This window comes from Coxiella-like endosymbiont, assembly GCF_030643785.1.
Lineage (GTDB): Bacteria > Pseudomonadota > Gammaproteobacteria > Coxiellales > Coxiellaceae > Coxiella.
Window position 1 is genome coordinate 437,338 of record NZ_CP094378.1, and the last position, 12,373, is coordinate 449,710.

Consider the following 12,373-nt stretch of genomic DNA (forward strand, 5'->3'; position numbering starts at 1 on the left):
CTCTTCCTTTCCAACAATGATATATTTCCTTAAAAGGCTTATCCCTTCATCATTATTTATATACAGTATTATATTATTTTTTGTTACGAGTACTATTCGACATTAAAAATAGATTCTTCCCAAGTCAATGAATATGCTCGACATGCTCAGCGGGGAAGGTACATATTTGACTTCCTTAAGCACCTCTGTCCTTAAAAATGCTTATGGAGAAAAATCTGAAGAGCACACTTCAGTTTATTGCAAACGAAATCGAGTGTAAAGGAGAATTTTATGGACGTATCGATGTTAGCAGAAAAAACAAGTGGCAGGAAAGAAAGCAAAGCCCTGAAGAAAGCCCAGTAAAGCTTTATTGGTTTGATTGGCTTTCTTCAGGAAGAAATCAAGAAGAATGGGTATAAAGAAGTAGTGAATTCTGCGATTAAAAAAGTCAAAAACGAAGATACCCAATAAACCTTGTTTGGACGGCAATTTTTAAATTTGGGAGGAAGGAATCAAATCACAAACGGCTCTCGAACCGCGGAATTATTTCGTTCCATCTCTTTCGAGGCTAAGAAAGAAAAAGCTCGTTGTGCTAAAGTCAACTTGCCTGTGAAAATTGGAATGCGATTGCTACAGTTCGCCCTTAATTTAGTTTTTTCTTAAGATAATTTTTTCTTAAGATTATCCTAAAGAGAGAAATGTTATACTGATTCCATGAATATGTCTCAGCATATCCTTATCGTTGATGACGACAGTGATATCCCCCGATCTTTGAGGGCAATTTTTGCGGCGTTATGGGTTTAAAACGAGTTTGGCAAAAATGGTGAAGAGATTCGAATTCTTTTAAAGAAGGACTCTGTCGATTTAATTATTCTCGATATCTTTAATTATTCTCGATATCTATGATGTCTGGGGGGGGATATGACGGGTTAACCTTGTATCGCCGAATGCGGGCGAATTCGACCGTTCCAATCCTTATGTTAACCGCTATACCGCTATATTAGTAAATTAGTAAAGAGGTTAACCGAATCTTAGGGTTAGCATATGGGAGGATGATTATTTAAGTAAGTTCTTTAATCCTAGAGAATTGTTAGCGTGGGTGAAGGCTATATTGCGACGCAGTAATGGGCACAGATATCTTCGGGGAAGGCCAATTGACGACCGAATAGTTTATGAGTTTTGTAAATGGAAATTAGATCTAGCCAAACACCGCCTAATGTCGCCGGATAATTTGGAAATTATGTTATTAAGGACGGGCCCACGAATTTGATTTACTTTATACATTCGTGCAGTGTCCCCACAGCACGTACTAAGTCGCGATAAATTATTAGACTTAACAAAAAGAGCCGACCAGCAGCAGGACCTTTTGACCGCAGTATTGATATTCAAATCAGCCGATTGCACTACAAGATTGGGCAAGAATCCTAAAAAATTCGCAACTCATTAAAACTGTCTGCGGTGGCAAGTAGTTATTATACTAGCGACTGAAGTTCTGAGAAAACAAAAGTAATGATGCGCGTAATTGATAAATTTGCTCGACACGTAAACGGCATCAAGGCCTTTGCGATGTTATGCGCCATTATTGTATAGTGTACATCTCGTTACTACCTCTTTTTATATTAATGATAATCGTCATGCACGACGCCGGGCGGATCGAGACGCGATGATTCAAAAAATAATTAATGTGATTAATTTGTTGGAAACAATACCCATAGGATTCTGCGCAAAAGCTATTGATGTCATGAAGTGACCCTGACCTCAAAGCTTCTATTTCTGAGAAGCTTCAATTTAAATTACAATTTAATTTAAATTACAATTTCGAGATATTTCCTTTTGGAAAATTAATGAATTTTTGTGTAAACAATTAGGTGCATTTGCTGTTTCTATTTTGGTAACGAAAAATGAAATGGGTAAAAACGAAAAATCAAATGGGTAAATATTAATACTACGCTATATGGACATTTTCTTGTAAGGCAGCTTATATTTTTTGTTTTATTTTAATTCTGGCTTGGTCGATTAATTGCTTTACCCATCCCATTTCCATTGAAAATTTTAGACGGGCGGTCGAACGCTTGAGTATGGATTTAAATTCCAAGCCAATACCTATCGATCGTCCTTTAGTTGTACAAAAACAGCGAAGGCGATGAATCACATACAACAGCGTATTCAGACTTTATTTCATAATTGCACCTAATGTTAGCAGCTATTTCTCATGATTTGCGAACCCCGATCACCTGTATGAAATTGCGTGCCCAGTTTGTTAAAGACGCTACAACTAAAAAAATATTAACCAAAGACTTGGATGAAATGGAAAAATGATTAACGAAACGTTAGCGTTTGCACGAGATGATTTTGCAGAAGAAGCCAAAGTGAATTTAGATTTAGTTTCTCTAGTAAGGTCCTTGGTAAAATCGATGGGAGGATATGGGGGACAACATCCAATTTAATAGCCGTTTTAAAGCCGTTTTAATCGGATTCGTCTGTTAGGACATTCCACTGTATTGAAACGCGCTTTTACTAATTTGTTGAGCAATTGCTGTTCGATATGCGAAAAACGTTACCGTTCGTATCCGGCGCCATCACAGTCGTGTGAATATTTACATCGAAGATGATTGGCCCGGGAATCGCAGAGAAAGAATTAGAGCAAGTGTTTGAATCCTTTTATCGGGGGTGAGCATTCCCGTTCACATAATACTGGAGGTGTAGGCTTGGATTTAGCAGTCACTCGTGACATCATTAGTGACTATAATGAAAAAGTATTTTTGATCAATAAACTGCAGGGGAGGATTACGTGCTGTGGTAGAATTACCCTTAAACATCCATTAAAATCCTACCGTATGAATCCTGCCTCTGTTCGTTCTATTGGTATTTTACGGTTGGGTGCGCTGGGAGATGTTTGTTTAACAGTCCCCTTGATCCGTGTGTTACGCAGATACCTACCACACATCGAACTTCATTGGATTATCAGTCGCCCTTTCTTTTCACTGGTCCGAGGATTAGTGAATGTAAATTTTATTGTTTTGGATAAACCAAAATCATTAAGCGATTATTGGAGATGTTACCAGCAGCTGAAATCTTGTCCCTTGGATGTCTTATTGGTGCCCCAAGCTACATTGCGTTCCAATATATTGTGTTTATTAACAAAAGCAAAAATAAAATACGGTTATGAAAAATTACATAGTCGTGATTTGCAGCATTATTTTGTAAATCGCACTGTAGCTGCGAGGCCCGAACATTTGGTGGAAAGCTTTTTGCGATTTGCGGAGCCCTTTGGAATTACGGATAGAAATATTGAATGGGGATTACCCATCGAAGAAAAGGATTATGAGTGGGCGAAAGCACAATTGAATCCTTACGGTGGCTGTTGGTTAGCTATTTGTCCTGCTACGAGTAAAGAGGAACGCAATTGGTTTAGTGATCGATATGCTACTGTGGTTAATTACCTTACCAAAAAGCGATGGGATTTCAATGTTGTTTTAGTAGGCGGACCAAGTACGGTAGAGAAACAAATGGCAGAAAAAATCAATCGCCAACTAATAAAACCTGCTCTTAATCTTGTAGGTAAAAGTTCTTTAAAGCAATTGGCAGCGCTCCTAAGCGAAGTGGATGTTCTTTTGTCGCCAGACACAGGCCCTTTACATGTCGCTCAAGCGGTGGGAACACCGGTGGTGGGCCTTTACGCAGTTGCTCCTCCAGAAAAAACGGGACCTTATTTTTCTCAGAGATGGGTAATTAATAAATTCCCCCAAGCAGTCAAAACTATTTTACGTAAAGATACCTCAAAAATAACTTGGCATGAGCGAGTGCATTCTCGAGAAGCTATGACATTAATCACTGTTGATGAAGTGAGAGACCAGCTTGAAAAACTATTTGTAGAATTACAATTCATTCCTTCTTTGTGAGTGAGCGAGAACTAGGCCTCTTGCCGAGAGGAATAGGACGATCTCAACCGACTCTCAAAATTTCACCACTAATGGCATCGCGGATTTCGCTGGGTCGTTTGGAAGTTGTCCCTAGGGCACCTTCGAGGATGATATCAATTTTGTTGCCGAAAATTATCCTCAGCATTTTCAGGTCTTGCGTGGGAGGCTGTCCTTTCAGATTGGCACTTGTGGAAATAAGTGGCCCCCGAAATGACTACAGAGCAATCGGGCTAACGGATGAGCAGTGACACGGATAGCAACGGTATTGTGATCCCCTCTCACCCAATAAGGCACTTGGGCTGTAGCTGGGAAAAGCCATGTGACAGGACCAGGCCACGTGCTGAAAACGTGGGCTAAAGTTTTGGGACCTAAGGGTTGGGTGAGGGCTTCTACTTGTTTCCATTCGGAAGTGATCAGAATAAAACCTTTTTTAATTGAGCGATTCTTGAGAGAGAGTATTTGAGTAACAGCATGAGGATTAAAGGGGTCACATCCAAGGCCATAAACAGCTTCCGTAGGGTAGGCAATCACCTTTCCTTGTCGCAAGGCTTTAACAGTCTGGTTAATCGATCGCGTGTATTCATCCATATGTTCACAAAAGGTAGTTTGGAGTTTTCCGTCTGCCTTTCTTAAGTTTGCTTGAGCTATCATTCTCTTTTCTTCTAACTCTTTTCTCCTAACTTTTCTGTCAAGGCTGGATCTCCAATTGCAATAATTTGCACCGCTAAGAGGGTGGCATTTTTAGCTCTGACTTTACTAATGGTGGTTGCAGGTAACAGGAGAATACCGTCGGCTGACGGGCATTTAAACAGTTGAAAGAAGAGCGTCTAATCTGCCTAAACTGCCAGCACAAGCCCATCTGGATACCAATAACAGGCTTGATTGTATAAGCGGCCACAGTACCGGCTAGATGGGCAGCGAGTCCAATGGCAGCGATGAAAACAGTGCATCTTCGTTTTTCGGCTGTTTCAATAAACTCTCTGATTGTCTCTGGAGTGCGATGAGCAGAGAGAATACGCGCTTCAAAAGGAATGTCTAAAGATTTTAATTTGGTAACAGTCGTCTCCATAACCGACAGATCGCTATCAGATCCCATTAAAATAGCAATAAAAGATTTATTCATTGATTTCTGTCTCACCTTCCGGATAAGGTTCTGTAAAGTTACAACTCTTTTGAGGACACACTTTTTCTGTTCCCTGGCTTTTTGTCGTTTTTACTGACAAAATGGGCCAATGGCATTTAGGACACTCCTGTGCAATAGGTATATTCCAAATAGCATAATCACAATCTGGATATCTCGCGCAGGAATAAAAGATTTTGCCTCGACGCGATTTACGTTGCAAGATAGTCCCCTTATTACATTTAGGACAGGTAACTTGGGTATCTTTAGCTTTTTCCAGGGGTTCCATATAACGACAGTTCGGATACCCACTGCAACCAATGAATTTGCCATAGCGCCCGCTTTTAATAACAAGATTGGATTGACACTCTGGACATTGTCGACCTTCAATAAGTTGCTGTGAAGCTTCGGCAGCTATATCCGTCACGTTACGAGTATAATCGCAGTCAGGATAAGCGGTGCACCCAATGAAACGTTCCAGTTTCCCCAAGCGAATAGATAATTGAGCCCCGCATTTAGGGCATTTTTCATCAATTTTTTCTTGTGTCACATCACTGCGTTTAACAGTCTTTTTCGTAACATCGACAAGATTTTTAAAGGGTGACCAAAAAGCTTCTAATACCGGGATCCAGGTCTTTTCTCCTCGGGCGATATCGTCCAGCTCATCTTCCAATTTCGCTGTAAACCCATAACCCACGTATTTAGTAAAATAATGAGTCAAAAAACGATTAACAATGCGTCCAACGTCCGTAGCCACAAAACGCTTATTATCCACTTTGACGTATTTACGATTTTTTAAAGTGGCGATAATGCTCGCATACGTGGAAGGACGGCCAATATCATGTTCTTCCATAGCTTTGACTAAACTGGCTTCGGTATAACGAGGCGGAGGTTCAGTAAAATGCTGTTCGTTTTTAATATCAGTGATAGTGACAATTTGTCCCTCTTCCAGAGGAGGTAACATTCTGCCTTCTCCTTCGTTATCTTTTTTACTGTCACCACTGGTTTCTTGGTAAACTGTAATAAAACCGGGTTTAACTAGGGTAGAACCATTAGCTCGAAAAAGAGCATTAGGTGCCACTAAATCAACAGCAACCGTATGCAAAGTAGCTTCGATCATTTGACAGGCAACCGTTCGTTTCCAAATTAAAGTGTACAATTTCAATTGATCGCTTTTTAAATATTTTTTAAATTTTCGGGAAGTCGAAAGACAGAAGCGGGACGGATAGCTTCGTGTGCTTCTTGAGCATTTTTAGATTTGGTTTTATAGACACGTGCTTCCTTCGGCACATTTTCTTGTCCGTATTTTTTATTAATTAATTCTCGGACTTCTTCCATAGCTTCCGGCTCCAATGTGACAGAATCGGTTCGCATATAGGTAATGAGTCCCATTGCACCTTCATCCCCAATCTCAACACCTTCATATAATTGCTGAGCGATTTGCATGGTCTTGGAAGCGGAAAATCCCAATTTTTGTGCCGCTTCTTGTTGCATTGTCGAAGTGATAAAAGGGGGGCAGGATTGCGTTTGCGTTCTCGTTTGACGACTTTAGAAACTGTAAGTTTCCCGCCAGCAGCTTCGGTGACAGTCTTACAAGTGGCTTGAACCGTTTTTTCTGTAGTTATAGAAAATTGCTCAATTTTTTCATTTTGAAATTCAATTAATCGTGCGTCAAAACTTTGTTGCTGAAACTGACAGTCCGCATGAATAGTCCAATATTCCTGAATTTTAAAATTTTCAATTTCTATTTCCCTTTCCACAATCATGCGTAAAGCAGGGCTTTGAACCCGACCTGCAGAGAGTCCTGGACGGATTTTTAGCCATAATAAGGGAGATAAATTGAAACCCACCAAGTAGTCCAAAGCACGCCGTGCTTGCTGCGCATTCACTAAGTCCATCAAAATATCGCGTGGATGTTCCATTGCATTTTGCACTGCTTTTTTAGTGATCTGATGAAAGACCACGCGGGCAAAGTTTTTATTTTTTAAACTATTTTTAGTTTCCAACAGTTGTTTTACGTGCCAAGCAATGGCTTCACCTTCACGATCAGGATCCGTCGCTAGAAATAAATTTTCACAAGTTTTAAGGGCCTTTGCGATGGCTTCCATGTGACGGCTATTGCGCTCTATCGTTTGATAATACATTTTAAAATTATCAGCTGGATCTACGGCGCCCTCTTTAGGAATAAGATCTCGAACGTGACCATAAGAGGCCATTACTTTAAAATCTTTACCTAAGTATTTTTCTATTGTTTTTGCTTTGGCGGGTGATTCGACCACCACTAACGATTTCATCATAATTAATGTATACCACCTAACGTGTCATCAAGAACAAGAAGCTCCATGCTGGCGAGAGATTGTTTTTCATCGGGTTGATTAAAAAGAACCATCAAGGTTACCCATTTTAGAAGGCTGACGTCGATGCCTTCTGAGGCCAATTCAATGGCTTGGTTAATAACGAGCTCTCGTGTATGAGGGTTCAAAATTGATTGTTGCTCTAAGGTGATTAAAAAACGGCGGCAATCGCTATCGAATAACTCACATTCATAGTCACTAAATACTCTAAAGGAATCTTTATTCGGTAGTTGCATGGGCTCATGAACGCCTTGTGAGAGGTTATTTAACCAGCGGAAGGCTTGATCAATGACAGCGTGGTGGAACCCGAGTTCTTCCAATCGAAGAAGCAATTTTTTTCCCTCATATCAAGGGTACAATTTTCTTGCATGTGATTTTTGAATAAATACATTAATACCGTTAACACACTTTCATCTTTCATGACTTCACCCGTATAAACCCACTGAATATAGCTTTAATATAACCCTGTAATTCAATGGATACCAATAGAGATGCTACTCTGATACCGCAAAGCTACTAAAGCACTTTTTACTACCATTTGGTCGATAGAGGTCGCTTCAAAGCTTAATATATTCGATCAATTTTTATTCATCATTTTTCACCGCGGATCTGCTAGCTCAGATGACAACAGACCTTCTTCTCAATTCTGCAATAATATTCCTTATATAATCAACAAGTTTCGTACATTCCTTAATAAAAGCATGGCGACCTCGCGAAAGAAGATTTAAAATCGAACCCGGAATAGCAAAAACTTCTCAATTCTCCTAGGCTGCCAGTTGAGCGATGACCAACGAACCAGAACCCAATACAGCTTCAACTAAGGCACCATTTTGGGAAATCCAGCGAGCTGATGAATAGCGGTGCGAAAAGGTATATATGAGATAGACCGTTACCGACTATAGCAATAGTTTATTTACCCTCCTGCTTGCAAAAGACGTCTTGATGGCTTGTGGCATCAATTCCTAGTGCAAAACTTTCGTGATATGAAAGAAAACCCCTTTTTTTGGCTTAATTGATCCGTTATTCCTGCTTTTGTGGGGGTCGGATTTCGACTGCCCACAATAGCCACTTGAGGATCATTCAAAATATGAGGATTATCGATAATATACAGGATGGGAGGAAAATTGGATATTTGTTTTAATAAGAGCAGATAATTAGCTTGATTCGGTGTCAAAATATAATGATTAGGTTCAAATGCCATTAGGTTCAAATGCCCATTCTAAATCCTTCTCAATGGATTGAGTGTTTTCTTCGTGCGAACCCCAGGCCAGGTTGCTCATAAAGTTCTTCGTCAACTGTAAGCGGCATGGGAGAAGAATGATATCCCATTGCAGTAATTTTGCAATACCGGGATAATGGCAAACTCAAGAAATAAATCTCCGGATTCTGGTGTATGAAAAGGCTAACACATGTCTCTTAATGTCATCTTTGCTGGAACGCCTCAATTTGCTGTGCCGACGCTCCGAGCACTGATTAAATCCAAGAATCAGGTAATCGCCGTTTACACGCAACCTGATCGACCGGCAGGCCGTGGGCGGAAAATGACAGAAAGCTCCGTTAAAACTTTAGCTCTGTCTCAAGAAATAACTGTCCGCCAGCCTCCCTCTTTACGAGGGGAGGAAGAACAAAAAATAATAGCTTTAAAAGCTGATATTATCGTGGTTGTAGCTTATGGATTATTGTTGCCTCGAAGTGTCCTAGGTGCTCATAAATTAGGTGGGATCAATGTTCATGCTTCTCTCCTGCCTCGATGGCGAGGAGCTGCGCCTATTCAGCACGCTATTCTAGCGGGAGATCAAGAAACAGGTGTAACGATTATGCAAATGGATGAGGGATTAGATACCGGTGATATTTTAACTCAGAAATCTTGTCCCATTGGGGAAGAAGATACCGCCGGCGATCTCTATGAGAGACTTTTTTCTCTAGGTGCTGACCTATTAATCGAGACCTTAGATAAAATCGAATCAAGAATTATTTATGCAAAAAAACAAGATTCAAGCCGGGCTACCTACGCCCTAAAAATCCAGAAAAAAGATGCCGAGCTGAATTGGCATCAACCTGCTGTTAATTTAGCACGACAAGTGCGCGCATTTAACCCTACTCCCATCACCTTTACTTATTTTAAGCATCAACCGATTCGAATTTGGCAGGCAGAAGTTCTCGCAGGAAAAACTCAATTAAGAGCAGGGAGCTTGATTCGATTAGATAAAAATAGATTGGATGTGGCTACTGGTGATGGTGTTTTACGTCTTCATCAGTTACAGTTGCCCGGAAAACGAATTCAATCAGCTCGGGATTTTATCAATGCTTATCGAAAAGAGTTAATTCCAGGCGAAACCATTTGGGGATAAAAATAATATTCTAAATTAAATATAAAATGAAAAATACAAAAAAACTTATCATCTTAGACCGCGATGGCGTTATTAATTACGATTCAGAAAATTATATTAAAACTCCGGATGAATGGATCCCTATTCCCGGCAGTCTTTCTGCCATTGCATGCCTAACTAAATTAGGCTACATAATTGTAGTAGCGACCAATCAATCCGGAGTTGCTCGTGGTTATTATTCTCTAGAAACGTTGAAAGCTATTCATCAAAAAATGAGAGAAGAATTGGCGAAGATGGGAGGGTATATAGAGCAGATTTATTTCTGCCCTCATGCGCCTGAAGCTAATTGCGTCTGCCGGAAACCAAATCCTGGATTGTTATATGCCATTTCTCAGGACTTCCCCAAAGCTTTTCCAGATGCCATGTTAGTAGGAGATAGTCTTTGCGATATTCAGGCTGCCCAAAAGGCTGGATATCAATCTGTATTAGTGAAGACAGGAAATGGTAGAAAAACTATTGCTCGTAATAAAGGATTGAAAGGAATACCGATCTTTGAAGATTTAAGTGATTATGTAAGTCATCTTACATTAAAATTCGAATGATTTTCCCAAGTAATTTCTTCTCAATGAACATTGCTTACAGAGCTTACAGAGGCAGAAGGGGGGTTACCCCCTATAGCCATTCGGTAAGAACCATCAATAGAATCTAGCTCTCCACAAGCCACTATAATTCCACATCTCTTTTATTAGAAAGGTTTTTCCCAGCTAGTTAGCTCCAACTTTTCTGCTTTTTTGGCGGGTAGTTTGTCGCGGAAAAAACGCCTTGTACTTTATCGGATACGGTGGCGCAAATGTATACGCGAATGCATATTTTGTTTTTTGTAACTTTCACCGTTTTCTTCTCCCAAGAGGGAATATACTGCTGATCAATCTTGAGTATATCAAGCTGTTAGTTGAAACATGATCTGCCAACAAACTCCACACTTCTGCAGGAAGCGATTGCAGAAAGTGATTGTGCCTGATCTATTACGAACGGGTTCTTTCCTGCTATTCAATGAAATGAGAAGTTTCGGTTGACATCAACTTCAATAGGTGAAATTAAAATCAAATCAGTGAATGGTGGAATGTAATGTAGAACGAGTTTAAGTTGCCCAACAGTACCAATAAATTATTGTTGTGCATTCTTGTGCTGTGCACCTTGTGCGGGAGCGATTATCGACCGGTTTTCTGAATCGGGTATTGATTTTAAAATCTTTTTTTATAATCCTAATATTCATTCAGAAAAATAGTATCCTATTCGAAATGAGGAAATATTCGTTTCGCTGAAAAATTGGAGATTTCTTTTGTTGACGCAGATTATGACCAAGAGAATTGGATGGCGAGAGCCAAAAGGCATAGAATATTAGCCGGAGGGTGGGGATACGATGCACGATGTGTTTTGACATGCGATTTGAACAAAGGGCACTTTATGCGTATGAAAATAATTTTAAGGTGATATCAAGCACGTTAGGCATTTCTCGATCGAAAAATATAGAGCAAATAAATGATTGCGGCGTTCGTGCAGCCGCTAAATATCCTGACATTATCTACTGGACATTCAATTGGAGTAAAGAGGGCGGTTTGCAGCGAATGATTGAAATTTCCAAATAAGAACAATTTTATCAACAGGAATATTGAGGTTATGTGTATTCTTTGCGTGATACAAATCGTTGGCGGCTTAAAAATGGGCGATCACAAATTGAAATTGGTGTGAAATTTTACGGAAAATAGGTCAAGAATAGTGCTTATCACTCTCGTTGCTGCCATGGACAAAAACCGCCTTATCGGTCAGCGAAATCAGTTGCCTTGGCATTTACCTGCTGATTTAGCTCATTTTAAATCGGTTACTCTCGGAAAACCCATTATTATGGGCCGGAAAACTTTTGAAAGCATCGAAAAACCCTTACCTCTCCGCCACAATATTGTGATTTCCCGACAGCCAAGTTTGAGAATTGAAGGATGTAAAATTTTTTCTTCAGTTGATGAGGCCTTAAATGCTTTGGCGGATGAGTCTGAGGTTATGATTATTGGCGGCGGACGTCTTTTCAAAGAAACGTTACCCAAAGCTCATAAAATGATTCTAACAATTATCGAGCATTCGTTTGAGGGTGACATCTATTTTCCATTGTGGAATGCTGACAAATGGATCGTGGTCTCTAAAATAAAGCATGGACCGAATGAAAATAATCTGTATGCCTTTAGCTTTTTGGAATTAAGGCGAAAAATGAGAATCACTGAAAAATAACGGGATAAATTTTAATTGTAATGAAATCTTAGAGAAATAATAATTAATGAATCATCTAAGATTTTGTAAATTAATCGATTCTCTTGGTCTAGTCTTCTTGATCAATATCCTTGCAGTTCAAATTTAAAAGATTCCGGTTTTTCCTTTCCTGAAAAGGGCTCACGTAGAGTTTCTTTAAAGAGTTCATTTGTTTGCCGAAGGATTTTTTTATCAAGTTTCTGCCAATATAAATAATCTTCCCAGACTTGGCAGTAAAAGTAATTAGCATCAATCATCCATCACATTATCCATTAATTTCTTTTTTTGGATCGTTTAATAATGATGGGCTCATGTTGATTAGCAGAAAGATCCAGAATTTCTTTAAGTTGTGCTCTGAGCTTGGTA

General features: G+C 39.7%; 12 protein-coding genes and 4 pseudogenes. 10 read left to right on the plus strand and 6 right to left on the minus strand.

From position 1 onward, the window contains the following. The first annotated feature begins 197 nt into the window (after positions 1 to 197). The 5 genes from MRH55_RS02235 (at position 198) to MRH55_RS02255 (ending at position 3,881) form a co-directional block, all read left to right on the plus strand. Complete coding sequence (locus MRH55_RS02235; protein ID WP_304985846.1) at positions 198 to 398, plus strand: hypothetical protein; 201 nt, start codon at positions 198 to 200, stop codon at positions 396 to 398. Between the two features lie 1,142 nt (positions 399 to 1,540). Continuing rightward, positions 1,541 to 1,729 (plus strand): hypothetical protein, encoded by a 189-nt coding sequence (locus MRH55_RS02240; protein WP_304985847.1) that lies wholly within the window; start codon positions 1,541 to 1,543, stop codon positions 1,727 to 1,729. A 443-nt stretch (positions 1,730 to 2,172) separates the two neighbouring features. Further along, positions 2,173 to 2,298, plus strand: a complete 126-nt coding sequence (locus tag MRH55_RS02245; RefSeq protein ID WP_304985848.1) for a histidine kinase dimerization/phospho-acceptor domain-containing protein — start codon at positions 2,173 to 2,175, stop codon at positions 2,296 to 2,298. Continuing rightward, the gene (locus tag MRH55_RS02250; protein ID WP_304985849.1) at positions 2,295 to 2,426 is read left to right on the plus strand and encodes a hypothetical protein; all 132 of its coding nucleotides are present in this window, start codon (positions 2,295 to 2,297) and stop codon (positions 2,424 to 2,426) included. Before MRH55_RS02245 ends, MRH55_RS02250 begins: the two co-directional genes overlap by 4 nt. Positions 2,427 to 2,630: 204 nt before the next feature. Next, positions 2,631 to 3,881: a glycosyltransferase family 9 protein gene (locus MRH55_RS02255; RefSeq protein WP_304985850.1), complete on the plus strand. Its 1,251-nt coding sequence runs from the start codon at positions 2,631 to 2,633 to the stop codon at positions 3,879 to 3,881. A 43-nt stretch (positions 3,882 to 3,924) separates the two neighbouring features. Here the strand turns inward: MRH55_RS02255 and tsaC are convergent. From tsaC to MRH55_RS02280, 5 genes and pseudogenes are all read right to left on the minus strand, one after another. Then, a pseudogene (tsaC, locus tag MRH55_RS02260) lies at positions 3,925 to 4,490 on the minus strand (L-threonylcarbamoyladenylate synthase type 1 TsaC). A gap of 136 nt (positions 4,491 to 4,626) precedes the next feature. Further along, on the minus strand, positions 4,627 to 5,025 hold the full coding sequence (locus MRH55_RS02265) for an AIR carboxylase family protein (protein ID WP_304985851.1): 399 nt from the start codon (positions 5,023 to 5,025) through the stop codon (positions 4,627 to 4,629). Next, positions 5,018 to 7,319 (minus strand): annotated as a pseudogene (gene topA, locus MRH55_RS02270) (type I DNA topoisomerase). Before topA ends, MRH55_RS02265 begins: the two are co-directional and overlap by 8 nt. Positions 7,320 to 7,321: 2 nt before the next feature. Then, a pseudogene (locus MRH55_RS02275) lies at positions 7,322 to 7,797 on the minus strand (Smg family protein). 534 nt (positions 7,798 to 8,331) lie between these two features. Further along, positions 8,332 to 8,577: a DNA-processing protein DprA gene (locus tag MRH55_RS02280; RefSeq protein ID WP_304985852.1), complete on the minus strand. Its 246-nt coding sequence runs from the start codon at positions 8,575 to 8,577 to the stop codon at positions 8,332 to 8,334. Between the two features lie 208 nt (positions 8,578 to 8,785). Here MRH55_RS02280 and fmt point away from each other — a divergent pair, with 208 nt between their 5' ends. From fmt to MRH55_RS02300, 5 genes are all read left to right on the plus strand, one after another. After that, a complete protein-coding gene (fmt, locus tag MRH55_RS02285; protein ID WP_304985853.1) occupies positions 8,786 to 9,727 on the plus strand; it encodes a methionyl-tRNA formyltransferase in 942 nt (313 codons plus the stop codon). Between the two features lie 26 nt (positions 9,728 to 9,753). Beyond that, complete coding sequence (gmhB, locus tag MRH55_RS02290) at positions 9,754 to 10,308, plus strand: D-glycero-beta-D-manno-heptose 1,7-bisphosphate 7-phosphatase (RefSeq protein ID WP_304985854.1); 555 nt, start codon at positions 9,754 to 9,756, stop codon at positions 10,306 to 10,308. A 581-nt stretch (positions 10,309 to 10,889) separates the two neighbouring features. Continuing rightward, positions 10,890 to 10,994, plus strand: a complete 105-nt coding sequence (locus MRH55_RS08005; RefSeq protein ID WP_439647886.1) for an epoxyqueuosine reductase QueH — start codon at positions 10,890 to 10,892, stop codon at positions 10,992 to 10,994. A 142-nt stretch (positions 10,995 to 11,136) separates the two neighbouring features. Continuing rightward, positions 11,137 to 11,355 carry an epoxyqueuosine reductase QueH gene (locus tag MRH55_RS08010; protein WP_439647887.1) on the plus strand — a complete coding sequence of 73 codons (219 nt, stop codon included), beginning with the start codon at positions 11,137 to 11,139 and terminating at the stop codon, positions 11,353 to 11,355. 130 nt (positions 11,356 to 11,485) lie between these two features. Then, positions 11,486 to 11,989 carry a dihydrofolate reductase gene (locus tag MRH55_RS02300; RefSeq protein WP_304985855.1) on the plus strand — a complete coding sequence of 168 codons (504 nt, stop codon included), beginning with the start codon at positions 11,486 to 11,488 and terminating at the stop codon, positions 11,987 to 11,989. A gap of 11 nt (positions 11,990 to 12,000) precedes the next feature. Here MRH55_RS02300 and MRH55_RS02305 read toward each other — a convergent pair. Continuing rightward, positions 12,001 to 12,264 (minus strand): annotated as a pseudogene (locus tag MRH55_RS02305) (Txe/YoeB family addiction module toxin). Positions 12,265 to 12,373 lie beyond the last annotated feature (109 nt).

What these genes read in the sequence shown, in the direction of transcription:
- gmhB (WP_304985854.1), top strand. Translation starts at nt 9,754, where the DNA reads ATGAAAAATACAAAAAAACTTATCATCTTAGACCGCGATGGCGTTATT.
- fmt (WP_304985853.1), top strand. Translation starts at nt 8,786, where the DNA reads ATGTCTCTTAATGTCATCTTTGCTGGAACGCCTCAATTTGCTGTGCCG.
- MRH55_RS02245 (WP_304985848.1), top strand. Translation starts at nt 2,173, where the DNA reads ATGTTAGCAGCTATTTCTCATGATTTGCGAACCCCGATCACCTGTATG.
- MRH55_RS02235 (WP_304985846.1), top strand. Translation starts at nt 198, where the DNA reads ATGCTTATGGAGAAAAATCTGAAGAGCACACTTCAGTTTATTGCAAAC.
- MRH55_RS08010 (WP_439647887.1), top strand. Translation starts at nt 11,137, where the DNA reads ATGTGTTTTGACATGCGATTTGAACAAAGGGCACTTTATGCGTATGAA.
- MRH55_RS02265 (WP_304985851.1), bottom strand. Translation starts at nt 5,025, where the DNA reads ATGAATAAATCTTTTATTGCTATTTTAATGGGATCTGATAGCGATCTG.
- MRH55_RS02250 (WP_304985849.1), top strand. Translation starts at nt 2,295, where the DNA reads ATGATTAACGAAACGTTAGCGTTTGCACGAGATGATTTTGCAGAAGAA.
- MRH55_RS02280 (WP_304985852.1), bottom strand. Translation starts at nt 8,577, where the DNA reads ATGGCATTTGAACCTAATCATTATATTTTGACACCGAATCAAGCTAAT.